Origin of the sequence: Trinickia symbiotica, assembly GCF_002934455.1 — a bacterium.
Classification (GTDB): Bacteria; Pseudomonadota; Gammaproteobacteria; order Burkholderiales; family Burkholderiaceae; genus Trinickia; species Trinickia symbiotica.
Window position 1 is genome coordinate 132,140 of sequence record NZ_PTIR01000007.1, and the last position, 23,366, is coordinate 155,505.

Below are 23,366 nucleotides of genomic sequence, written 5' to 3' on the forward strand. Positions count from 1 at the left end.
ATGAGCGGCCGCCGGCGGGAACGTGACGGGCGGTGTCGAAGCATTCGTGCGGAATGCGGCGGTGAGCTATTTACAAGGCTTGGCGGTGAGCGAGGTGAAACCGGCTCGGGGGAGGTACGCCGGAGGCCGAAGCGGCGCGTGCGGCGTTGCACGCGGTCGTGGGATGTGCCGGAGCGGCTGCGAGCGCTCAGACGTGCAACACGGGCGCGATGGGGGCCGCGGCCAGTTCGGTGTTGGGCTCGCTGCTCGGGCCGACGACGGGGCTCAGCGCGCAGGAGAAGGAGGCGCAGATCAATCTGGTGACGTCCTTTGTCGCGGGTGTCGCAGGCGTGATCGGCGATCCGGTGACAGCCGCGAACGCGGCGGGCACGGAGGGATTGTTCAACCGGCAGCTTCCTGATCAAGAACGGCAGTGGACGAAGGAACATGCGAAGTGGTTTGCCGCCGCCTATGAAGAGAAAACGGGTCAGGCAATCACGCTCGAACGAGCGGAAAAGCTGTTGCTGGGCACGGGCTACATGATGGTGGACGACAAGGCGAAGGCGGGCCCCGGTTACGATATGGCGGCAGCGCAGTATATCTCGGAGAACTCCGGCGAATTGTTCAAGGCGACGGCGGCCGAGCGTGCAAATCCCGGGCCGCTGAAGCAGGAGCAATTGGCGTTACATGGGCACGAGGCGCATCCCGAAATCGGCAAGGCAGTCGGGGCCGGCGTAGGTTTGTTGGCGCTGGGTGCTGTAGCGCCGACGGCGGCAACAGCGTGGACTGTGGGGACTATCTATGATTATGCGGGAGATGTAATCAGTCGGTGGAAAGGTTGGTCGACGGATGGTCCGAGTATCGGGAAGTCATTGGTAGTAGGGGGCATTGCCGGCGCCGCGTCTCCCTTCTATTTGCCGCTAAAGACGTTGGGCGGTAGCACTGCAGTAAAGGCTGTGGTAGGCGGATACAACAGCACGGTAGCAGGGACAGCGGCATTTGGCGCAGCGGCGGTTACGGGCTCGGGTAGCCCAGATTTGTCGGCCGGGCTAGGCGCGGGGACTGCTGCTGCTGGCAGTTTTGCTCAAAACGCTGTGCCGGGGCCAATTGGCAAGACTCTGCGTTACCTTTTCGAAATTGTTCCCGGGCCAATGCAAGCCGCGATCGAAGGTTCAAAAAAGGGCTGGAGCGAAGAGCAATGAATCATGAGTTGGCGCGCAAAGCGTTGATTCGGCGCCTAGCTATCGGCTATCTCGGCGTTCTTGGCATGGTCCTGGTCGCACTAGTGTTCTGTTTGGCGCAGCGTGCGGGGTGGGAGCCTATGTTGACAGGCGCACCGATTTACTTAACGTTTGTTGCAGCGATTACCTATCAGTTCGCGAAGGATTTGCGAGCGTCGAAGCCAGGGCGGAGGGCGGCAGACAAGGCGATGGACGAGGAGTAAGGACACCGGCATCGTGCCCTCGAGCAGTTGCTTGATGATCTCCTGCTGCTTTAGCGCCAGCCCGTCTCGGGCGGAAAACGACAACGATTAAAGAATCGGCACAACGTGCTAGCGATGTTTTGATCGCGATCCATAGGATGGCGCGAGTGCCGGCGTAAAAGGTCTTGATCTGCATGATATGGAGGCGGATGACGTTGGCGTGCAATCAGCCGCTTCTGCTTACGCATTGCGGCCAGCCGCGTAGCGATGTTCGTCTTATGAGGACCGATAACGGACCGATGCAACTCCTTCCGTTTGTCCGAGAAATGAGGGAATCGCGACATCCGCGATGACCACTCGGGCAGACTTGCGCCTCAAGATGAAAACGGGCGGCAACGGGAGATTTTCGGTGAAGAACTGAAGTGGCTCATCTAAGGACTGCTGCGTCGATATTTGCGATGGGATACCGAGACGGTGATTCGCGATTGCTAAGCAACTGGTGCGGGAGTTGGGCGTTGCGCGGAGCGGTGGTTGGCGGCAGGCAAGTGGTGGCCAATGTAGGCGGCAACTTGACGATCGAGAGTCTGCAGGATACGAGCACGTACCACAGCAAGCACGAATCCGTCAGCGGCAGCGTCACGGTGGGCTATGGGTTTTCGGGCAGCGCGAACTATGGTCAGCAGAAGATGGACAGCGACTTCGCGAGCGTGGCGGAGCAGTCGGGTATCAAGGCGGGTGACGGCGGCTTCCAGATCGACGTCAAGGGCGACACTCACCTGAACGGCGGCGTGATCACGAGTTCTGAGCAGGCGATTGCGGATGGCTTGAACAGCTTGACCACGGCGACGCTTTCGACGAGCGATATCGAGAACCGTGCGGAGTACAGCGCGAGCGGTTTCGCGCTAGGAGGCGGCTATAGCTCCGATGGTGGCGGCATGTCGCCACGAGGTGGCAAGGGCAATTTGACCGCTGGCGGTGTCGGCACGAATCAGCAGGGTCAGGCGACGACCGGTGGCGACAAAGTGCCGGGCAGCGATTTGCCGCGCTCGGGCAACTGGAGTGCTGTGCCGCCCGTGGTCATGGGGGCGTCGGGCGACGGTAGCAGCACGACGGTCAGCGGTATCAGCGGCGGGGCGATTCGCATCACCGACGAGGCGAAGCAGCAGGCGCTGACCGGAAAAAGCGCGGAGGAGACGATTGCAAGCGTCAATCGCGCCGTGACGACGGAGCGCGATGGAGCAAATACGCTGAAGCCGATATTCGATGAGCGGGAGATCCAGGCAGGTTTCGAGATCGTCGGCGCGTGGCAGCGGGAGACGGGGGCGTTTCTCGCTAATCGAGCCAAGGAAGTCGATGCGGCGCAGGCAGCGGCGAACGACCCGAAGCTGACGCCGGAGGAGCGGGTACTGGCGCAGCAAAAGGCGGATGACTTAACGGCGGCTTGGGGGCCGGGTGGCAGTTACCGACGGGTGCTGACGGCGCTGACGGCGGCCGCGGGCGGAAATGTGACGGGCGGAGCCGAAGCGTTCACGCGGGATGCGGCGGTGAGCTATCTCCAAGGCTTGGCGGTGAGCGAGGCGAAGGAGTTGGCCAACCGGCTCGGGGAAGGGACGCCGGAGGCCGAAGCGGCGCGCGCGGCGTTGCACGCGATCGTGGGATGCGCCGGAGCGGCTGCGAGCACTCAGACGTGCAACGCGGGCGCGATGGGGGCGGCGGCCAGTTCGGTGCTGGGCTCGCTGCTTGGGCCGACGACGGGGCTCAGCGCGCAGGAGAAGGAGGTGCAGACAAATCTGGTCACGTCGTTTGTCGCGGGTGTAGCAGGCGTGATGGGCGATCCGGTGACAGCCGCGAACGCGGCGGGCACGGAGGGGTTATATAACCGGCAGTTGAATGACGAGGAGCGGGAGCAGGCGAAGCGGCTTTCCGCACTGGCTAAGGAACGGGGCCTGACTTATACCGAAGCCGATATCAAGAACCAGCAGGCGCTGATGAACCTCGCCATCGACGGAAAGACGTACTATGGCGACAACCAAGTCGCGACGGGCAGCAAGCCACAGGACGGGACGGACTGGAACTACTACGGGCAGAACGTAGAGGGCGAGTCGGTGTGGGTGCAGAACGTGCAACGAGGGGATCCCGACTTGCAGGCGTTCATCGCGAACAACACGAATGGCAAGACGGCAAACGGCATGACGTATGAGGCGACGATCATCGGCTCGAATCCGGGGCTGTTCAGACTGCCGGATTTTGTGAACTTCCAGGTCGATTATTTCGTGGGCAGCGCGTGGGGAAGCTTCTCGCGTGACGGCAATTCCTACTTTGGCTACGGCGTGAACAAAGCGCTACCGAACTCCGTCAACGCATCAGCGAGCGCACAATTTGGTTGGCTCAACAGATCGTCGGTCATTCCCGGCGAAACGAATAAGTTTTTGGCCGGCTACGCTGGGAGTGGTACCGTCGCATTCTCTGCTGTTGGAGGCGGAGTGGTGTATTCACCCGGAAATGGGACAGCAACGGTTCTCGGGGTTGGAGCCGGTGCAAACCTTGGCAAAGCTAAAAACCCTGCATCGACCGGTATGGGGTACACGGTTGATAAAGGAAAAACTGGAATGGAGTGGTAATTATGCTGAGTTTCCCAGGTCAGGTACCTGAAACGCGAGCACAAAAAATCGTCTGGTGGAGTTGCTTCACCGCGATGATGACCTTCATCGTGTACGTGCTACTCAAGAATCTCTTGTTCCGTTGAAGAGCCGGACGTCCAGGCGCTAAGAAATATGCAACGCAGCCGTGGGGGCGGCGGCCAGTTCGGTGCTGGGCTCGCTGCTCGGGCCGACGACGGGGCTCAGCGCGCAGGAGAAGGAGGCGCAGACAAATCTGGTCACGTCGTTTGTCGCGGGTGTAGCAGGCGTGATGGGCGATCCGGTGACAGCCGCGAACGCGGCGGGCACGGAGGGGTTGTTTAATCGGCAGCTTCCTGAAGGGGAAAAGCGCGTCGCGACGCACTTGGCCGAGAGGAGTGCAGGCAAGTACACGCGGGAAGAGATCGAGGAGCAGATGCGCGGCATGGGCGTGACGGTCAACGACGAGCATGAATCAGGTGCACCGGCCACGTTGATTGGTGAAACACCCATTGACTCGGGAGCGCGGTGGATCTCCGGTGGGGCGACGTCTGACGAGCAACGCCTGGAATTGGCGCGTGGACTGAACGAATGGGCCAGCGACAACTTCGACCGCGCTTACTCCACAAGTGGGGACACAACAGGAGCAATGGTTCAATTGTATCTGATTAAGCAAAATGCGCCTTCGCCTTACGCTGCATCATTCAATGAAAATCACAAGAAGGCGAGGTGGAATCTGGTCATGGCCAAGCGGCAAGGCTGTGATGTGTCAAGTTATCCGCTGCTGCCGATTCACGAATTTAAGAGGAGATTGCGTCGAATGAAGGACGCGCAGTCGAGATGAGGGTGCGTTGGGATGAGCTTCATCGTGTATGTGGTCCTCAAGAATCTCTTGTTCCGTTGAAGCATTGAAACATCGACCCCGGCGGATGCCGGGTTGGTGGGCGTTGCCATGGGAGTGTCGAAGTTTATTCCGCCGAGCACGATTCCGTCATAAGTATGGAGCGGCCGAGGACGCCTCGCGGCGTGAGCCACGCCGCCATTGAGATGGAGCAAGGTCCTCCACTATCGTCTTGCAACGACGGTAGCCCCCTCCCACGCCCACCCCCATCCTGCGGTAGAATCGCATTTCGATACACCCTGGACCGGAAAATGCGCTGGCAACCTCGGACCGCCCACTTGATCCCCGCACCGCGAGAAGCGCGCCCCGCGGCGGAGCGGCACGTCCGTCACGGACGATCGTGGCCGGTGTGAGACGCTGCTTGCGAGGGCTCGCCGGCGCCCGCCGTGCGATGGCCGTTCGCCTGACGAAGCCAAACTTTCCAGAAAATAGCGCGCCTGATGCGCAATGCTCGCCGCGCGGTCGCTAAGTCGACTAGATCGACTCGATCGACGAGCGCGCGGCCGGCCCATCGATCCGTCCGACCATGAACGCACCTCAAGTCTTCGATCCGAACGGCGCCGCCGCCGCGCTGGCTGCCGATCCCGAACCGCGCTTGCGCGAGATTCCCTACAACTACACGTCCTTCTCCGACCGCGAAATCGTCATCCGATTGCTGGGCGAAGAAGCGTGGCAGGTTCTCGACGAGTTGCGGGCCGAGCGCCGCACGGGCCGCTCGGCCCGTATGCTCTATGAAGTGCTCGGCGACATCTGGGTCGTGCGCCGCAACCCTTATCTGCAAGACGACCTGCTCGACAATCCGAAGCGCCGCAAGCTGCTCATCGAAGCGCTTCATCACCGGCTGACCGAAATCGAGAAGCGCCGCCGAGCCGATCTCGTCTCGCATGACGACGTGGCCGGTCAGGAGCGCGCCGCGCGCGTCGAGACGCTCGTCGCCGCCGCGCGTCGTGCGGTCGAGGCGTTTGCGGCGGAGTTCGCCGAGACGGCGGAACTGCGCCGGCGCGCACTGAAAGTGCTGGGCCGCTGCACGCAGAAGGACAACATTCGCTTCGACGGACTCTCCCGGGTCTCGCACGTCACGGATGCAACAGACTGGCGCGTCGAGTATCCGTTCGTCGTGCTGACGCCCGATACGGAAGAGGAAATCGCCCGCCTCGTCAAAGCCTGCTTCGAGCTCGGCCTCACGGTCATTCCGCGCGGCGGCGGCACGGGCTATACCGGCGGAGCGGTGCCGCTCACGCCGTTTTCGGCCGTCATCAACACGGAAAAGCTCGAACTGCTCGGCGCGGTCGAGCAGACCGAGCTGCCCGGCGTCGCGCGCAAGGTGCCGACGATTTTCTCGGGCGCGGGCGTCGTCACGCGGCGCGTGACCGAGGCGGCGGAGGCGGCCGGTTATGTCTTCGCCGTCGATCCGACCTCGCTCGACGCGTCCTGCATCGGCGGCAACATCGCGATGAATGCGGGCGGCAAGAAGGCGGTGCTCTGGGGAACGGCGCTGGACAATCTCGCCTGGTGGCGCATGGTCGATCCGGACGGCAACTGGCTCGAAATCACGCGCCTCGAACACAACCTCGGCAAGATCCACGATATCGAGACAGCACGTTTCGAGCTCAAATGGTTCGACGGCGAGCATGCGCCAGGCGAGAAGCTCCTGCGCACCGAGACGCTCTCGATCGGAGGCCGGCGCTTCCGCAAGGAGGGGCTCGGCAAGGACGTGACCGACAAGTTCCTCGCCGGCCTGCCGGGCGTACAGAAGGAAGGCTGCGACGGCCTTATTACGTCGGCGCGCTGGGTGCTCCACAAGATGCCGGCACATACGCGCACGGTCTGTCTCGAGTTCTTCGGCCAGGCGCGCGAGGCGATCCCGAGCATCGTCGAGATCCGGGACTACCTCTTCGAGACCGCCAGGCGCGGCGGCGCGATTCTCGCCGGCCTGGAGCATCTCGACGAGCGCTATCTGCGCGCGGTCGGCTATGCGACGAAGTCGAAGCGCAGTGCATTTCCGAAGATGGTGCTGATCGGCGACATCGTCGGTGACGATGCCGACGCCGTCGCCGCCGCGACTTCCGAAGTCGTACGCATGGCGAACGGCAGGAGCGGCGAGGGCTTTGTCGCCGTCAGCGCCGAGGCGCGCAAGCGCTTCTGGCTCGATCGCAGCCGCACGGCCGCCATCTCCAAGCATACGAACGCGTTCAAGATCAACGAGGACGTCGTCATCCCGCTCGACCGGATGGGCGAGTACACGGACGGCATCGAGCGCATCAACATCGAGCTCTCGATCAAGAACAAGCTGGAGCTCGTCGACGCGTTGGAGGCCTCCTTCAAGGCGGGCAACCTGCCGCTCGGCAAGACCGACGACGCCAACGAAATTCCAAGCGCGGAACTGCTCGAAGACCGCGTTCAGCATGCGCTCGAGCTGCTCGGGCGCGTGCGCGAGCGCTGGACGTTCCTGCGGGACAACCTCGACATGCCGTTGCGCGAGGCTCAGCATACGCTCGTGCAGCTCGGCTACGAAGCGCTTGCCGAGAAGTTCGCGGACCGCGTCGACGCCCAATCCGACGCGACTGTTTTCCACGTGACGCAGGATCGCACCGTGCGCGTCTCGTGGAAGCAGGAGATCCGGGCGGAGCTGCGGCAGATCTTCAACGGCGGTGAGTTCAAGCCGATCCTCGAGCAGGCGCAGGCTATCCACAAACAGGTGCTGCGCGGGCGCGTCTTCGTCGCGCTGCACATGCATGCGGGCGACGGCAACGTTCATACGAACATCCCCGTCAACTCGGACAACTACGCGATGCTGCAAGTCGCCCATGCGGCGGTCGAGCGGATCATGAAGCTCGCACGCTCGCTCGACGGCGTCATCTCGGGCGAGCACGGCATCGGCATCACGAAGCTCGAATTCCTGACCGACGACGAGATCGCCGAATTCCGCGCCTACAAAGAGCGCATCGATCCTCAAGGGCGCTTCAACAAGGGCAAGCTTTTCGCGGGCGCCGACCTGCGCAACGCCTATACGCCGAGCTTCGGGCTCATGGGCTACGAGTCGCTGATCATGCAGCAGTCCGATATCGGCGCGATCGCCGATTCGGTCAAAGACTGCCTGCGGTGCGGCAAGTGCAAGCCCGTTTGCGCGACGCACGTGCCGCGCGCGAACCTTCTCTACAGCCCGCGCAACAAGATCCTCGCGACCTCGCTCCTGATCGAGGCGTTCCTCTACGAGGAGCAGACGCGCCGCGGCGTGTCGATCAAGCATTGGGACGAGTTCAACGACGTCGCCGATCACTGCACGGTCTGCCACAAATGCGTGACGCCGTGCCCGGTGAAAATCGACTTCGGCGACGTGTCGATGAACATGCGCAACCTGTTGCGCAAGATGGGCAAGAAGAAGTTCAACCCGGGTTCCGCCGCGGGCATGTTCTTCCTCAACGCGACGAACCCGCGCACGATCAATGTCGCGCGCACGGCGATGATGGGGGTCGGCTACAAGGTCCAGCGCTTCGGCAACGAGGTGGTCAAGCAGTTCGCGAAGAAGCAGACGGCCCATCCGCCCGCGACGACCGGCAAGCCGCCCGTGGTCGAGCAGGTGATTCACTTCGTCAACAAGAAGATGCCCGGCAATCTGCCGAAGAAGACGGCGCGCGCACTGCTCGACATCGAGGACAACAAGATCGTGCCGATCATCCGCAACCCGAAGACGACGACGGTCGATTCGGAGGCGGTGTTCTACTTCCCCGGCTGCGGTTCCGAGCGCCTCTTCTCGCAGGTCGGGCTCGCCACGCAAGCGATGCTCTGGGAAGCGGGCGTGCAGACCGTGCTGCCGCCGGGCTACCTCTGCTGCGGCTATCCGCAGCGCGGCGCGGGGCAGTACGACAAGGCCGAGAAGACCGTCACCGATAACCGCGTGCTGTTCCATCGCGTGGCGAACACGCTCAACTATCTCGACATCAAGACGGTCGTCGTCTCGTGCGGCACCTGCTACGACCAGCTCGCGGGCTACGAATTCGACAAGATCTTCCCAGGCTGCCGCATCATCGACATCCACGAGTTCCTGCTCGAGAAGGGGATGAAGCTCGACGGCGTGAAGGGCGTGCGGTACATGTACCACGACCCGTGCCATACGCCGATCAAGACGATGGACCCGGTCAAGCTCGTCAACGAGCTGATGGGGGCCGGCAACGACGGCTACAAGATCGAGAAGAACGACCGCTGCTGCGGCGAGTCGGGCACGTTCGCGGTCACGCGGCCCGATATCTCGACACAGGTTCGCTTTCGCAAGGAAGAAGAGATCAGGAAGGGCGCGGCCAAGCTGCGCGCGCTGCCGATCGTCGACGCGGGAGCGGCCGGCAACGGCGCGGCTGCCAACGGCGCCGCATCCGACGGCGCGGCGAGCGGTGCCCACGGCCAGCCCGACATCAAGATCCTGACGAGCTGTCCGTCCTGCCTGCAAGGGCTTTCGCGCTACAACGAGGATGCGGACATCGAAGCCGACTATATCGTCGTAGAAATGGCGCGCAAAGTGCTCGGCGAGGACTGGATGATCGACTACGTCCGCAAGGCCAACGATGGCGGGATCGAGCGCGTGCTGGTCTAATAGGGGTGACAGGAGCCGAGGCGCGAGAGAATCGGGCGTTTCATCGAGGCCGCGATAATGCAAAAGACGCGAAAGGACGACGATGGACTGTGCATTCTGCCGTGACGAAGGCGGGGTAGTGCTCTGGCAGGACGACGCCATGCGCGTCGTCCTCGCGGACGAGCACGATTACCCGGGTTTTTGCCGGGTGATCTGGAACCGGCATGTCTCCGAATTCTCCGATCTCGTGGCCGCCGAGCGCGACCGTCTCATGCGCGTCGTCTATGCCGTCGAGCGGGCGCAGCGGCAAGTGCTGCAGCCGGTCAAAGTCAACCTCGCGAGCCTTGGCAACCAGGTGCCGCACGTGCACTGGCACGTGATCCCGCGCTTTTCGAACGACGCGCATTTCCCGCTGCCCGTCTGGGCGCCGCGCCAGCGCGGCGTCTCGGAGGCGTTGCTATCGTCGCGGCGCGCGCAGGCCACGCTCCTCGGCGACGCGGTTCGTCGCGAAATTGCCGGGGCGTTGGCATGAAGGCCTGAACGGCCCGAACCCGAACGCCCTGAATTCCTATCGAGAAAGCCATGAGCGGACTCACATCCGATACGCCCGTACCGACGAGCGTCGTCATTCACGCCGTCTCGCGCGTGCTCGAGTTGCAATACGCCGACGGCCGAAGCTATCGCGTGCCGTTCGAGCTGTTGCGCGTCTATTCGCCGTCGGCTGAAGTGCGTGGGCACGGGCCGGGGCAGGAGACGCTGCAAACGGGCAAGCGCGACGTGACGATCGTGGCGATGGAGCCCGTCGGCAATTACGCGCTGCAGCCGACGTTTTCCGACGGGCATTCGACGGGCATCTATTCGTGGGATTTGCTTTACGAGCTCGCGACACAGAAGGACGCGCTGTGGCGGCAATACCTCGACAAGCTCGCCGCGGCGCGCGTCGATCGCGACGCGCCGATGAGCGCGCCGGACACACCGGGCGGGCACGGCCACTGCCACTGAGGGAGTCCGTGCCAGGGGCCGCGGCGGCAGCTCTCGGCGACGGGCAAGGGATCGTAGTAGATCGCGCACCGCCGCGGCTGCCGCCGCGCTCGCGCGCAACCATGCAAAAGAAGGGAGGATGTGCGCCATGACCAAGACTCATTTCGGCTACGAGACGGTCGACGAACAAGAAAAGGCGAAGAAGGTGGCGGGTGTCTTCCATTCGGTCGCCCCGAGCTACGACCTGATGAACGATCTGATGTCGGGCGGGATGCATAGGATCTGGAAACAGTTCACGATCGCGCAGGCGAACGTGCGGCCCGGGTTCAAGGTACTCGACATCGCGGGCGGCACCGGCGATCTCGCCAAGACGTTCGCGAAGCAGGCGGGACAGACCGGCGAAGTCTGGCTGACCGACATCAACGAGTCGATGCTGCGCGTGGGCCGCGACCGGCTGCTCGACGACGGCGTGATCACCCCTGCGCTGCTCTGCGACGCCGAGAAGATTCCGTTTCCGGGCAACTACTTCGACGTGGTCACGGTCGCTTTCGGCCTGCGCAACATGACGCACAAGGAAATCGCGCTGGCCGAGATGCGGCGCGTGCTTAAGCCGGGCGGACGCCTGCTCGTGCTCGAATTCTCGAAAGTCTGGGAGCCGTTGCGCCGCGCCTACGACATCTACTCGTTCAAGGTGCTCCCCTGGCTCGGCAGCAAGTTCGCGAAGGATGCCGAAAGCTACCGCTATCTCGCCGAATCGATTCGCATGCATCCGGACCAGGACACGTTGAAAACAATGATGGAACAAGCAGGACTCGACGCCGTCAAATATTACAATTTGTCAGCTGGCGTGGTAGCCTTGCATGTCGCGACGAAGTATTAGCGTCGCTAGCTCATTGTTTTAACGGAGGATTTTGAGATGACCGATTCGTTTGGCTGTGCTTTCAAAAATCTTTCAAAGACTCTGGCGAAGCGAATCGGAACGGCGACGGTCGTCGCGGCGATCGCGGTCGGCACGATCGCGTCGCTCGATGCGCACGCCAAGCGGCTTGGTGGCGGTCGCAGCGTCGGGCGCCAGACGCAGATGGTGCAGCCGTCGCACAATGCGCCGTCGTCGCCCCGGAACCCGGCCCAGCAACAGCCGATGCAGCAATCGGCACAACCGTCTCAGGCGCAGCGCGCGCAACAGTCCCCATCGCCGCAACCCGCGCCCGCCGCTTCGCCGCGTTCGCGCTGGCTCGGGCCGATCGCCGGGCTCGCGGCGGGTCTCGGCATCGCGGCGCTCTTGTCGCATTTCGGCCTCGGCTCCGCGTTCGCCGGGGCGATGGCGAACATCATCGTCATTGCGCTGCTTGCGATGATCGGCATCTGGCTCGTGCGCAAGCTCATGTCGCGTGGCCGACGCGCGCCGTCGCCCGCCTACGGCACGGCCGGCGCGGCGACGGGTGCACCGCCGCTCGGTTCGCGGCCATTCGCAGAGAGCCGCATGCAGGCGGGCGACGATGAGGCGTTCGGCCGCCCGGCGGGCGGCGCCGTGTGGTCGGGCCCGGGACAGTCCGCGGGCATGGCGGCGACGCTGCCCGCCGGTTTCGATGCGGCAACGTTCCTGCATCACGCCAAACTCAACTTCGCGCGCTTGCAGGCGGCGTGGGACGCGGGCAATCTCGCCGAGATCCGCGATCTCACGACGCCCGAAATGTTCACCGAGCTCAAACGTGACATCGACGCGCGCGGCCGCGAGCCGAACCGGACCGACGTCGTCCAGTTGAACGGCGAACTGCTAGGCATCGAAGACCGCGGCTCCGAGTATCTCGCGAGTGTTCGCTTCAGCGGGCTCATTCGCGAATCGGCTGGCGCGCCGGCCGAGCCGTTTTCGGAGGTATGGAATCTGTCGAAGTCGGCGCGCGCAGGCGAGGGCTGGTTGCTTGCCGGAATCCAACAGTCCGCGCTTCATTAGAGCGGGCCAATTCAGTTTGAAGGTTGGGTGCCGCGTGAACGAGTGTGAACGTGGCAAAGACGACAAAATCCAGCCGGCCAATGGTTCTTGCAATCGCCCGCAATCGCGAGCTGGGAGCGGGAAGCGGTCGGCCCAGCCACACTTGCTTTTATGAGGATATTCATCCTGATTGCGATGGCGATTTCTGCAACAAGCGTCTCGCCACATGCCAATGCTGATCCGATGCGGCGTCTCAATACAATTGACGTCGACAATTATGGTGCAAACAATCCTCGATTTGAAATGACGCAAGAGTTTGCCGCCTGCGCGAAAACCGTCGCGGGGAAGGGAAACTTTGCGTTGGAACGAGGGTGGGGCGAAAAATACAGGTACTATGAACTTCTTTCGGAAGACAACTGTTTCTACGAAACCAAGGAGTTACGCTGGCTCGTAACAGCGTCCCGGCAAGAGGACAACTTCCGGTGGCAATGCCGCATGCGTTTGACCAATCGGTTTGATGCAGAAATTCGTTGGTTTCGAACGAAAGTCGAAGTAGAACCCGTAGACCCGGTCGCGCCGGGAGCGTCCGATCTCTGCACCGACGGCACGCTTTTCAAGTCGGCGATCTGTGAAAGTTCCGACAAGGCGAGTTGGGAGCGAGCCAATTGCCTCAATCAAGATTCCGACATGCATGGGAACATCCTAATCAAACTAGGCGGTCCGCCATTGCCGGCTGCGCCGGCTTCGTGGTCGGTCAACCCGTTGACCACGAGTGCGTCTCAGTAAGCGCGCCCGTTGCTGATCGGTGCTGCCTGTCGCGCCGCGCGCCGGTGACAGGCGCGGCGTCGTGTCGTCACCGTCGGGGCGTCGACCGCCGGAGCATGTCGCCGGCGGCCGGCGGTCGATCGGACGCTACAATAGAGGCCCGCGTAGGCCACCTCGCTCGCGCGGGCTTTTCATTTTCGAGCCCGATGATCCTCGCCGCCAAACCGATTGCCGCCGCTGTCAATCACCTGCTCGCTCGCGAAGCCTGGGCGCGCGAGCGCCTGGCGCCCTATGCGGGCAAGACGGCCCGGCTCGCCTTCTCGTCCGTCGCCGTGACGTTCGTCGTCCAACCCGACGGCTATCTAAATGGTATCGACGAGACGGAGGCGCCGCAGGTCGACGTGGCGATCGCCGTCCCGGCTGATGCCTTGCCCGCCTTCGTGCAAGGCGGCCAGGCCGCGGTTATGAAGCATGTGAAGATCGAGGGCGACGCCGAGTTCGCGACGCTCCTCGGCAAGCTGGCCGAGCATTTGCGCTGGGAGCCTGAAGAAGACCTCGCCAAGGTGATCGGCGATGCACCGGCGTATCGAGTCGCCACGCTCGTGCGAATGGCCGGCGAGCAGGCGACACGTGCCGGGCGCAATTTGCGCGATTCGGTTGCGGAGTATCTGCTCGATGAAAATCCGCAGCTCGTGCGGCGTGCATCGCTCGATCTTTTCAATGCGGAGCTTGCACGCGCACGCGACGCGCTCGCGCGGCTCGAAAAGCGCGTCGAACGCATCGAGCGCGGCGGGCGAGCGGTCAGCGTACCCTTGCGCGGCGTGCGCTAGACGTCGGCCCCGGGATTTTTCCTCCATGCGTCTTCTGCGCTTTATCAAGATCGTCTTCACCGTCATCCGTTTCGGCCTCGACGAGATGATGCTCGCGCGCATCAAGGATCGCCGCGTGCGATTGCTGCTTCGCATCGGCACGATCGGCCGCCGCTTCAAGTCGCCGCCGGCCGTGCGGCTGCGGCTTGCCCTGGAAAGCCTCGGCCCGATCTTCGTCAAGTTCGGCCAGGTGCTTTCGACGCGGCGCGACCTGCTTTCGACCGAAGTTGCCGTGGAGCTCGCGAAGCTCCAGGATCAGGTGCCCCCATTCGATTCCAACGTGGCGATCGGGATCATCGAAAAATCGCTCGGCGCGAGCGTCGACGTGCTCTTCGACGATTTCGAGCGAATTCCCGTGGCGAGCGCTTCCATCGCCCAGGTGCATTTCGCCAGAGTGAAATCGGGGCAACACGCCGGCAAGCCCGTGGCCGTGAAGGTGCTGCGGCCAAACATGCTGCCCGTCATCGATTCGGACCTCGCGCTCTTGCGCGATCTCGCCGTCTGGGCCGAGCGCCTTTGGGCCGACGGCAAGCGCTTGAAGCCGCGCGAAGTCGTCGCCGAATTCGACAAGTATCTGCACGACGAGCTCGATCTCATGCGCGAGGCGGCCAACGGCAGCCAGCTGCGCCGCAACTTCGCCGGACTCGATCTGCTGCTCGTTCCCGAGATGTACTGGGAGTTCTGCACGCCGAGCGTGCTCGTCATGGAGCGTATGGTCGGTGTGCCCATCAGCCAGGTCGAGACGCTGCGGGAGGCGGGGGTCGACATACCGAAGCTCGCGCGCGAAGGGGTCGAGATTTTTTTCACGCAGGTTTTCCGCGACGGCTTTTTTCATGCCGATATGCACCCGGGCAACATCCAGGTGAGCCTTGATCCCGCGCATTTCGGCCGCTATATCGCGCTCGATTTCGGCATCATCGGCGCGCTTTCGGACTTCGACAAAAATTACCTCGCGCAGAACTTTCTCGCATTTTTCAAGCGCGATTACCACCGCGTCGCGACGCTTCACCTCGAGTCGGGCTGGGTGCCGCCCACGACGCGCGTCGAGGAACTCGAAAGCGCGATTCGTGCCGTTTGCGAACCCTACTTCGACCGGGCGCTGAAGGACATCTCGCTCGGCCAGGTGCTGATGCGGCTTTTCTCGACCTCGCGGCGGTTCAATGTCGAAATCCAGCCGCAACTCGTCCTGCTGCAGAAGACCATGCTCAACGTCGAAGGTCTCGGCCGCTCGCTCGACCCGGAGCTGGATCTCTGGAAGACCGCGAAGCCGTATCTCGAGCGCTGGATGAACGAGCAAGTCGGCTTACGCGGCTGGTACGAGCGGCTCAAGATCGAGGCGCCGCAATGGAGCAAGACGCTGCCGCAGCTGCCGCGGCTTGTGCACAACGTGCTCGCCGACGTGCGCGAGGGCTCGCGTTCGCCGAACGACGCCGTCATGGAGATGCTGCTCGTCGAGCACCGGCGCACGAATCGGCTGCTGCAGGCGCTGCTGCTGTTCGGCGTGGCGGTCGGCGTCGGGGCCGTCGTCGCGCGCTTCTGGCTCGTGGTGGCATATGGGGCTTGAAGTTCCGAATCGCCGCCCCCATCTCACTAGCGCCTTTCGGCCGCGGCCCGACATCGGGGCGTCAGCCGATTACGGCTATAATTCAACGTTTTGCAAGCTTTGAACCGTTTTCGTCGGAATTGACGGGAAGAGAATCATGCCGATCTACGCTTATCGTTGCGAATCGTGCGGCTTCGAGAAAGACGTCCTGCAGAAGATCAGCGATGCGCCGCTCACGCAGTGTCCCGAATGCCACAGTGAAACATTCCGCAAGCAGTTGACGGCGGCCGGCTTTCAATTGAAGGGCTCCGGTTGGTATGTCACCGATTTCCGCGGTGGCTCGAGCGGCGGAAAGGGCGCGAACGGCGCCAAGGGCGCCGACAGCGGCACGAAGGAAGCCGGCGGGTCGAATTCCGGCGAGTCGAATGCCGGCGCGACGAATGCCGGCGCGGCGAATGCCGGTGCGGCGACGGGCGCGCCCACGAGTACGGCGAGCTCGACGGCCGCTGCATCGAGTACGTCGGACGCGTGACACGGTTCGGGCGGAAGGCGTGGCCGGAACGCCGGCGAGCGCACCGTCCGGGTGCCGTCGCCAGTCGCTGCCGCTCGACCTGCAGTAAGCGGCTCGCACCCTGCGCCGACTCTTTTCCGTGGCGCACGACTACCCTCCCGGAGGGGGCTTGCCCCCCGGGGAACGTTCGTGGCGCCGGTTTCGCGCCAAGGCAGCCGAAGTCCCTCGGGGGCACGGAACGAAGTGAGCGCGGGGGCTCTAAAAATTTCTGGCGGTACTCATGAAGAAGACGACGCTCAAATCCGTGTTCCTTACCGGTCTGCTCGTTATCGTGCCCTTGGCCGTCACGCTGTGGGTGCTCGGGCTCATCATCGGCACGATGGACCAGACGCTGCTACTCCTGCCATCCTCGTGGCAACCGGAGAAGCTTTTCGGCTTCCATCTGCCGGGCATCGGTGCGCTGCTGACGATCGCATTCATCTTCGTCGTCGGTCTCTTCACGCAGAACTTGGTCGGTCAGAAACTCGTCACCTGGTGGGATGCGATCGTCCGCCACATCCCGGTCGTCGGGCCCCTTTACACGAGCGTGAAGCAGGTTTCCGACACGCTGCTTTCGAGCAGCGGCAACGCGTTTCGAAAGGCGCTCCTGATCGAGTATCCGCGGCGCGGCTCATACACGATTGCCTTCCTGACCGGCGCGCCCGGCGGCGACGTCGTCAATCATTTGCAGGAAGAGCATGTGAGCGTTTATGTCCCGACCACGCCGAATCCGACGTCGGGCTTTTTCCTGATGGTGCCGAGAAGCGAGGTCGTCGAGCTCGACATGAGCGTCGATGCGGCCCTGAAGTACATCGTCTCGATGGGCGTCGTCGCCCCGGCCGCGCCGACGCCGGTTGCGCCGATACGACGTCCGGTCGAGCCGCCCCTTTAATGCGAAGCGCGCCGCGTGGCGCGTCCCGCTCATTCATGCAAACGAAAGACGAACACCATGTCGATGAGATCTGAATACTGCGGTCTGGTGACCGAACACCTGCTGGGCCAATCCGTCGCGCTGTGCGGATGGGTGCATCGCCGGCGCGACCATGGCGGCGTCATTTTCATCGACCTGCGCGATCGCGAGGGGCTCGTTCAGGTCGTCTGCGACCCGGATCGCCCCGAGATGTTCAAGGCGGCCGAGGGCGTGCGCAACGAGTTTTGCGTGCGCATCGTCGGGGTCGTGCGCAACCGCCCCGAGGGCACGGTCAACACGGGCTTGAAGAGCGGCAAGATCGAGGTGCTTTGCCATGAGCTGACGGTGTTGAACGCATCGGTCACGCCGCCGTTCCAGCTCGACGACGACAATCTTTCCGAAACGACGCGCCTGACCCACCGCGTGCTCGATCTGCGCCGCCCGCAGATGCAGGAGAACCTGCGTCTGCGCTACCGGGTGGCCATGGAGGTGCGCAAGTACCTCGACGCGCAAGGCTTCATCGACATCGAAACGCCGATGCTCACGAAGAGCACGCCTGAAGGCGCGCGCGACTATCTCGTGCCGTCGCGCGTCAACGCGGGGCAGTTCTTCGCGCTGCCGCAATCGCCGCAGCTCTTCAAGCAGCTTCTGATGGTCGCGAACTTCGATCGCTACTATCAGATCGTGAAGTGCTTCCGTGACGAGGACTTGCGCGCCGACCGCCAGCCCGAGTTCACGCAGATCGACTGCGAGACCTCGTTCCTTTCCGAGCAGGACATCCGCGACCTCTTCGAGAAGATGATTCGCCACGTGTTCAAGGAAACGATCGACGTGGCGCTCGACGATCCGTTCCCCGTCATGCAATACGCCGAGGCGATGGCGCGCTTCGGCTCGGACAAGCCCGATCTGCGCGTGAAGCTCGAGTTCACCGAGCTCACGGATGCGATGAAGGACGTCGAGTTCAAGGTATTCAGCACGCCGGCCAACAGCAAGGATGGGCGAGTCGCCGCATTGCGCGTGCCGAAGGGCGGTGAGCTCACGCGCGGCGACATCGACGGTTATACCGAGTTCGTGCGCATCTACGGCGCGAAGGGCCTCGCCTGGATCAAGGTCAACGATGCGGCAAAGGGGCGCGACGGTTTGCAAAGCCCGATCGTCAAGAACCTGCACGATGCCGCGATCGCCGCGATCCTCGAACGCACGGGTGCACGGGATGGCGACATCGTCTTCTTCGCAGCGGACCGCGCGAAGGTCGTCAACGACAGCCTCGGCGCGCTGCGTCTGAAGATTGGCCACTCGGAGTTCGGCAAGGCGAACGGCCTCGTCGAGCACGGTTGGAAGCCGCTTTGGGTCATCGATTTTCCGATGTTCGAGTACGACGAAGAAGAAGCACGCTACGTCGCCGCGCATCACCCGTTCACGAGCCCGAAGGACGAGCATCTCGAGTATCTCGAGAGTGACCCTGGCCGATGCCTGGCCAAGGCCTATGATATGGTGCTGAACGGATGGGAAATCGGCGGCGGCTCGGTGCGGATCTACCGAGAGGACGTTCAAAGCAAGGTGTTCCGTGCACTGAAGATCGGGCCGGAGGAGGCGCGGGCGAAGTTCGGCTTCCTGCTTGACGCGTTGCAGTACGGCGCGCCGCCGCACGGCGGCATTGCGTTCGGTCTCGATCGCATCGTGACGATGATGGCCGGCGCCGATTCGATACGCGACGTCATCGCCTTCCCGAAGACGCAGCGCGCGCAGGATCTGCTGACGCAGGCGCCGAGCGCTGTCGATGAGCGCCAGTTGCGCGAGCTGCATATCCGCTTGCGTCAACCGGAACAATCGAAGGTCTGAGAGGGCTTCGCTGTTTTGTTGGAAGAAAAAGGCGCGTCGGCGCCTTTTTTCTTCTCGCGGGCTAGGATGGAAAAACTATGCAAAAGCCGCCAAAGATTCCGGAGTCCGTCCTCGTCGTCATCTACACGCCCGAGCTCGACGTGCTGATCATGGAGCGCGCCGATCGCCCGGGGTTCTGGCAATCGGTGACCGGCTCGAAAGACCATCTCGATGAACCGCTCATACAGACAGCCGTGCGCGAAGTAGCGGAGGAGACGGGGATCGAGATCGGCGGTGACCAAGTGCCGGCCGATGCACTGATCGACTGGCATCACCAGATCGAGTACGAAATCTATCCCGTCTGGCGGCATCGATACGCCGAGGGCATCACCCGCAACGTCGAGCATTGGTTCGGGCTCGAGGTGCCCTACCGGAAGGCGGTGACACTGGCGCCGCGCGAGCACACCGCGTATTTGTGGCTGCCCTATGCCGAAGCGGCGGCACGCTGCTTCTCCTCGTCGAACCGCGACGCGATCCTCGAACTGCCGCGCCGCGCGCGTGCACGGGACGAATGAGCCGGCGCCGCACGCGCCGGCTGGCGCGATTCGGCGCGGGCCTGCTCTCGCGCCGAGGCCTCGTGCGGCTTGCGTTCACCGCGGGCAACGGCGTTCGTCTCCTGAGCACGGGCGCCGACTACTTCGCGGCGCTGATCGCTCGCATTGATGCGGCGCAGGTGAGCGTGGTGCTCGAAACCTATATCTTCTGCGACGACGCGGCCGGGCAGCCCGTCTCGACCGCGCTGATCCGCGCGGCAAAGCGCGGCGTGCGGGTGCGTATCATCACCGACGGTCTCGGCACGGGGCGCCTGCCGTTTTTCGATGAATGGCTCGCCGCCGGCGTCGCGCATCGCGTCTACAATCCGCATCTCTTCGGCCGTTTCGGCTTTTCGCGCACCCACCGCAAGATCGCCGTCGTCGACGAGCGTTTTGCCTTTTGCGGCGGCATCAACATCGTCGACGACTACGACTCGAACGGCGTGAGCCTGCCGTTTCCGCGCTGGGACTTCGCCGTCGAGCTGGAGGGACCTGTCGTCGCACAGGTGAGCGCGGCGTTCGACATCCAATGGCGGCGCATCGAGAGCGGGCATCGCCCGCATCCGCTGGAAGCGCTGCGAGCAGGCGCCTGGCTGCCGGCCTGGGCGCGCGGCCGGCGAGGCGCTTCGATTCCGCTCGGCGAGTCGGCCGTGGCCTTCGTCGCACGCGACAACCTCGTGAACCGGCGGGCGATCGAGAAGGCTTATCTCGTTGCCATCGGCCGGGCGCGACGCGAAATCCTCGTCGCGAATCCCTACTTCATGCCTGCACGCAAGATCCGCCGGGCCCTCGCGAGCGCGGCGCGCCGCGGCGTCGACGTGCGGCTCGTCGTCGGGCGCAAAGAGTTCGTGCTGCTCGACTACGCGGTCCGCTACCTCTACCGGACGCTGCTGAAAGCCGGCGTACGGATAGCCGAGTATGAAAAGACGATGCTCCATGGCAAGGTGGCCGTGGTCGACTCCAACTGGGCGACGGTCGGCTCGTCCAATCTCGATGCGCTCAGTCTCGTGCTCAACAACGAGGCCAACGTCGTGCTCGTCGAGCATCCGGAAATCGCGCTGCTGCGCGAGGCGATGCTCGCCGCCTTCGACGAGGCGCGGCCGATCGATGCCGCTCGGTACGCCGCGCGGCCCTTTTTCGAGCGAGCGATCAACGGCGTCGCCTACGTCGCGTACCGGGCCGTCATGAAACTCATCACCGTCGGCGGATACGATTGATGGGATCGAGGGGCATAAGGTAACGGGGCCGTACCGGCGCGGTAGTGGAGGGCAACGGCGGCGCTCGCGATCGCAATTCGCGAAAGCCCTCTTTCCCGCCCTCGGCAAATGAGGCAAGAATAAGGCCCCCGGTTAGATACGGCGTTCTAATAAAGTCCTTGTTTCGACGACGGCCGCACTCAATAATAGTACGGCCGTTCTATTTTTTGGTTCGATCACGAAAAGAACGGTACGAGGCCATGCGAAAAGGTGAACAGACGCGCGCCGCGATCCTCGATGCAGCGCTGGACCTGGCGAGCCGTGACGGGCTCGAAGGTCTGACGATCGGTCTTCTGGCCGAGCGCATGCAGATGAGCAAAAGCGGCGTGTTTGCGCATTTCGGCTCGCGCGAGGATCTGCAGGTGGAAGTGGTGCGCGAGTACCACCGCCGGTTCGAGGAAGAGGTGTTTTACCCGAGCCTGCGCGAGCCGCGCGGTCTGCCGCGCTTGAAGGCGATGCTGTCGCGCTGGATGGATAAGCGCGTCCAGGAAGTGATGACGGGATGCATCTATATCAGCGGCGCCGTCGAGTACGACGATCGCGGCGACAACCCGGTGCGCGAGCAGCTCGTCGCAAGCGTTTCGACCTGGCGCGCGGCGCTTTTGCGCGCGATTTCGCAGGCGGTGGAAGAGGGGCATCTGCGGGCGGATACCGATCCGAACCTGATGCTGTTCGAACTGTATAGCTTCACGCTCGGTCTGCATCACGACGCGCGGTTTCTGCATCTGCCCGATGCCGCGCGCCTCACGTGGGCCGCGTTGGAAAAGACGATCGTTTCTTACCAGAGCCGTTAGCGGGCGCATTCGAGTGCCCGCCTCGATCGACGGCCGAGCCTTGTCGCCGCAATCTTTGGAGGGTAGTCATGGGCCAATACGCCGCGCCGCTGCGCGACATGCAGTTCGTTCTGAACGAGCTGCTCGACGTCGAAGCCGAACTGAAGGGCATGCCGAGGCATGCCGAACTCGACGCCGATACGATCAATCAGGTGCTCGGAGAGGCCGGCAAGTTCTGCGAAGAGGTGCTGTTCCCGCTCAATCAGAGCGGCGACCAGGAAGGGTGTGTCTACGAGGGCGACGGCGTCGTCAAAACGCCCACGGGTTTCAAGGAGGCCTACCGGCAGTACGTCGAAGCGGGATGGCCCGCGCTCTCCTGCGAACCCGAATATGGGGGGCAGGGGCTGCCGAAATTCGTCAACAATGCGTTGTTCGAGATGATGAATTCGGCGAACCAGGCCTGGACGATGTATCCGGGGCTCTCGCACGGCGCCTATGAGTGCCTCACCGCGCACGGCACGCCGGAGCAGCAGAAGGTCTATCTGCCGAAGCTCGTCGCCGGCACCTGGACGGGCACGATGTGCCTGACCGAGCCGCATTGCGGCACGGACCTCGGCATGCTGCGCACGAAGGCCGAGTCGTACGGAGACGGCTCCTACTCGCTGTCGGGCACGAAAATCTTCATCTCGAGCGGCGAGCACGACCTCGCGGAGAACATCGTGCACCTCGTTCTCGCGCGGCTGCCCGACGCGCCGCCGGGGACGAAGGGAATCTCGCTTTTCATCGTGCCGAAGTTCATTCCGGCGCCGGACGGTGAGCCAGGTCAGCGCAATGCCATCAAGTGCGGATCGATCGAGCACAAGATGGGTATTCATGGCAACGCCACCTGCGTGATGAACCTCGACAACGCGAAGGGCTGGCTCGTCGGCGAGCCGAACCGAGGCCTGCAGGCGATGTTCGTCATGATGAACGCGGCGCGGCTCGGCGTCGCGATGCAGGGGCTCGGCCTCACGGAAGTGGCTTACCAGAACTCGCTCGCCTATGCGAAGGAGCGCTTGCAGATGCGCTCGCTCTCCGGCCCGAAGGCGCCGGACAAGCCGGCCGATCCCATCATCGTCCATCCCGACGTGCGCCGCATGCTGCTCACGCAAAAGGCCTACGCGGAAGGCGCGCGCGCGTTTTCGTACTGGGCCGCGGTGCAGATCGATCGCGAGCTCTCGCATGCCGACGAGGCCGTGCGCAAGGACGCGAGCGATCTCGTCGCGCTGCTCACGCCGGTGCTGAAGGCATTCCTCAGCGACAACGCGTTCGAGTGCACCAATCACGCGCTGCAGGTCTTCGGCGGGCATGGGTATATCGCCGAATGGGGCATGGAGCAGTATGTTCGCGACGCACGCATCAACATGATCTACGAAGGCACGAATGCCGTGCAGGCGCTCGACCTGCTCGGACGCAAGGTGCTCGCCGACATGGGCGCGAAGCTGAAGAAGTTCGGCAAGCTCGTTACCGAGTTCGTCGAAGCGGAGGGCGTGAAGCCCGAGATGCAGGAGTTCGTCAACCCGCTCGCCGATATCGGGGAAAAGGTGCAGAAGCTCACGATGGAGATCGGCATGAAGGCGATGCAGAACCCCGACGAAGTGGGCGCTGCCGCCGTACCGTATCTGCGCACCGTCGGTCATCTGGTCTTCTCGTACTTCTGGGCCCGCATGGCACGCATCGCGCTCGACAAAGAGGCGTCGGGCGACCCGTTCTACAAGTCGAAGCTCGCCACCGCACGCTTTTACTTCGCGAGGCTTCTGCCCGAGACGGCCGCGACGATCCGCATGGCGCGCGCGGGTGCGAAGCCGCTGATGGAGATCGACGAGGCGCTGTTTTAACTGGAGA

General features: G+C 63.4%; 18 protein-coding genes and 1 pseudogene. All 19 read left to right on the top strand.

Going from position 1 to position 23,366, the window contains the following annotated elements:
* Nucleotides 1–209 precede the first annotated feature (209 nt).
* The gene (locus B0G57_RS31710) at nt 210–1,181 is read left to right on the top strand and encodes a hypothetical protein (RefSeq protein ID WP_018443696.1); all 972 of its coding nucleotides are present in this window, start codon (nt 210–212) and stop codon (nt 1,179–1,181) included.
* Nucleotides 1,178–1,423, top strand: a complete 246-nt coding sequence (locus B0G57_RS12535) for a hypothetical protein (RefSeq protein WP_018443697.1) — start codon at nt 1,178–1,180, stop codon at nt 1,421–1,423. The genes B0G57_RS31710 and B0G57_RS12535 overlap by 4 nt, the downstream gene beginning before the upstream one ends.
* Before the next feature lie 482 nt (nt 1,424–1,905).
* A pseudogene (locus B0G57_RS12540) lies at nt 1,906–4,023 on the top strand (hemagglutinin repeat-containing protein); the annotation flags it as partial.
* Nucleotides 4,024–4,210: 187 nt separating this feature from the next.
* Nucleotides 4,211–4,864: a hypothetical protein gene (locus tag B0G57_RS12545; RefSeq protein WP_146013360.1), complete on the top strand. Its 654-nt coding sequence runs from the start codon at nt 4,211–4,213 to the stop codon at nt 4,862–4,864.
* Nucleotides 4,865–5,447: 583 nt separating this feature from the next.
* On the top strand, nt 5,448–9,509 hold the full coding sequence (locus B0G57_RS12550; RefSeq protein WP_018443700.1) for a DUF3683 domain-containing protein: 4,062 nt from the start codon (nt 5,448–5,450) through the stop codon (nt 9,507–9,509).
* Between the two features lie 82 nt (nt 9,510–9,591).
* Nucleotides 9,592–10,020, top strand: a complete 429-nt coding sequence (locus B0G57_RS12555) for an HIT family protein (protein ID WP_018443701.1) — start codon at nt 9,592–9,594, stop codon at nt 10,018–10,020.
* 50 nt (nt 10,021–10,070) lie between these two features.
* Nucleotides 10,071–10,490, top strand: coding sequence for a gamma-butyrobetaine hydroxylase-like domain-containing protein (locus tag B0G57_RS12560; RefSeq protein ID WP_018443702.1), 420 nt, complete (start codon nt 10,071–10,073; stop codon nt 10,488–10,490).
* 127 nt (nt 10,491–10,617) lie between these two features.
* Nucleotides 10,618–11,349 (top strand): bifunctional demethylmenaquinone methyltransferase/2-methoxy-6-polyprenyl-1,4-benzoquinol methylase UbiE, encoded by a 732-nt coding sequence (gene ubiE / locus B0G57_RS12565; RefSeq protein WP_018443703.1) that lies wholly within the window; start codon nt 10,618–10,620, stop codon nt 11,347–11,349.
* A 36-nt stretch (nt 11,350–11,385) separates the two neighbouring features.
* Entirely contained in the window at nt 11,386–12,423 is a 1,038-nt protein-coding gene (locus B0G57_RS12570; RefSeq protein ID WP_018443704.1) for a Tim44 domain-containing protein, read from the top strand.
* A 150-nt stretch (nt 12,424–12,573) separates the two neighbouring features.
* Nucleotides 12,574–13,188 (top strand): hypothetical protein, encoded by a 615-nt coding sequence (locus B0G57_RS12575; RefSeq protein WP_102607120.1) that lies wholly within the window; start codon nt 12,574–12,576, stop codon nt 13,186–13,188.
* Nucleotides 13,189–13,373: 185 nt separating this feature from the next.
* A complete protein-coding gene (locus B0G57_RS12580) occupies nt 13,374–13,997 on the top strand; it encodes a ubiquinone biosynthesis accessory factor UbiJ (protein ID WP_018443706.1) in 624 nt (207 codons plus the stop codon).
* Between the two features lie 25 nt (nt 13,998–14,022).
* A complete protein-coding gene (ubiB, locus tag B0G57_RS12585) occupies nt 14,023–15,600 on the top strand; it encodes a ubiquinone biosynthesis regulatory protein kinase UbiB (RefSeq protein WP_018443707.1) in 1,578 nt (525 codons plus the stop codon).
* Between the two features lie 136 nt (nt 15,601–15,736).
* Nucleotides 15,737–16,111, top strand: a complete 375-nt coding sequence (locus tag B0G57_RS12590) for an FmdB family zinc ribbon protein (protein WP_018443708.1) — start codon at nt 15,737–15,739, stop codon at nt 16,109–16,111.
* 259 nt (nt 16,112–16,370) lie between these two features.
* Complete coding sequence (locus B0G57_RS12595; RefSeq protein ID WP_018443709.1) at nt 16,371–17,021, top strand: DUF502 domain-containing protein; 651 nt, start codon at nt 16,371–16,373, stop codon at nt 17,019–17,021.
* A gap of 57 nt (nt 17,022–17,078) precedes the next feature.
* The gene (gene aspS / locus B0G57_RS12600) at nt 17,079–18,881 is read left to right on the top strand and encodes an aspartate--tRNA ligase (protein WP_020566543.1); all 1,803 of its coding nucleotides are present in this window, start codon (nt 17,079–17,081) and stop codon (nt 18,879–18,881) included.
* Nucleotides 18,882–18,958: 77 nt separating this feature from the next.
* Nucleotides 18,959–19,435 (top strand): dihydroneopterin triphosphate diphosphatase, encoded by a 477-nt coding sequence (gene nudB, locus B0G57_RS12605; protein WP_018443711.1) that lies wholly within the window; start codon nt 18,959–18,961, stop codon nt 19,433–19,435.
* Nucleotides 19,432–20,670: a cardiolipin synthase ClsB gene (gene clsB, locus B0G57_RS12610; protein WP_018443712.1), complete on the top strand. Its 1,239-nt coding sequence runs from the start codon at nt 19,432–19,434 to the stop codon at nt 20,668–20,670. The genes nudB and clsB overlap by 4 nt, the downstream gene beginning before the upstream one ends.
* Before the next feature lie 239 nt (nt 20,671–20,909).
* On the top strand, nt 20,910–21,503 hold the full coding sequence (locus B0G57_RS12615) for a TetR/AcrR family transcriptional regulator (protein WP_018443713.1): 594 nt from the start codon (nt 20,910–20,912) through the stop codon (nt 21,501–21,503).
* A gap of 68 nt (nt 21,504–21,571) precedes the next feature.
* Nucleotides 21,572–23,359, top strand: coding sequence for an acyl-CoA dehydrogenase C-terminal domain-containing protein (locus B0G57_RS12620; protein ID WP_018443714.1), 1,788 nt, complete (start codon nt 21,572–21,574; stop codon nt 23,357–23,359).
* The last annotated feature ends 7 nt before the right edge of the window (nt 23,360–23,366 follow it).

Coding starts and splice junctions, on each gene's coding strand:
- B0G57_RS31710 (WP_018443696.1), top strand. CDS start 210: ATGGGGGCCGCGGCCAGTTCGGTGTTGGGCTCGCTGCTCGGGCCGACG.
- B0G57_RS12535 (WP_018443697.1), top strand. CDS start 1,178: ATGAATCATGAGTTGGCGCGCAAAGCGTTGATTCGGCGCCTAGCTATC.
- B0G57_RS12550 (WP_018443700.1), top strand. CDS start 5,448: ATGAACGCACCTCAAGTCTTCGATCCGAACGGCGCCGCCGCCGCGCTG.
- B0G57_RS12555 (WP_018443701.1), top strand. CDS start 9,592: ATGGACTGTGCATTCTGCCGTGACGAAGGCGGGGTAGTGCTCTGGCAG.
- B0G57_RS12560 (WP_018443702.1), top strand. CDS start 10,071: ATGAGCGGACTCACATCCGATACGCCCGTACCGACGAGCGTCGTCATT.
- ubiE (WP_018443703.1), top strand. CDS start 10,618: ATGACCAAGACTCATTTCGGCTACGAGACGGTCGACGAACAAGAAAAG.
- B0G57_RS12570 (WP_018443704.1), top strand. CDS start 11,386: ATGACCGATTCGTTTGGCTGTGCTTTCAAAAATCTTTCAAAGACTCTG.
- B0G57_RS12575 (WP_102607120.1), top strand. CDS start 12,574: ATGAGGATATTCATCCTGATTGCGATGGCGATTTCTGCAACAAGCGTC.
- B0G57_RS12580 (WP_018443706.1), top strand. CDS start 13,374: ATGATCCTCGCCGCCAAACCGATTGCCGCCGCTGTCAATCACCTGCTC.
- ubiB (WP_018443707.1), top strand. CDS start 14,023: ATGCGTCTTCTGCGCTTTATCAAGATCGTCTTCACCGTCATCCGTTTC.
- B0G57_RS12590 (WP_018443708.1), top strand. CDS start 15,737: ATGCCGATCTACGCTTATCGTTGCGAATCGTGCGGCTTCGAGAAAGAC.
- B0G57_RS12595 (WP_018443709.1), top strand. CDS start 16,371: ATGAAGAAGACGACGCTCAAATCCGTGTTCCTTACCGGTCTGCTCGTT.
- aspS (WP_020566543.1), top strand. CDS start 17,079: ATGTCGATGAGATCTGAATACTGCGGTCTGGTGACCGAACACCTGCTG.
- nudB (WP_018443711.1), top strand. CDS start 18,959: ATGCAAAAGCCGCCAAAGATTCCGGAGTCCGTCCTCGTCGTCATCTAC.
- clsB (WP_018443712.1), top strand. CDS start 19,432: ATGAGCCGGCGCCGCACGCGCCGGCTGGCGCGATTCGGCGCGGGCCTG.
- B0G57_RS12615 (WP_018443713.1), top strand. CDS start 20,910: ATGCGAAAAGGTGAACAGACGCGCGCCGCGATCCTCGATGCAGCGCTG.
- B0G57_RS12620 (WP_018443714.1), top strand. CDS start 21,572: ATGGGCCAATACGCCGCGCCGCTGCGCGACATGCAGTTCGTTCTGAAC.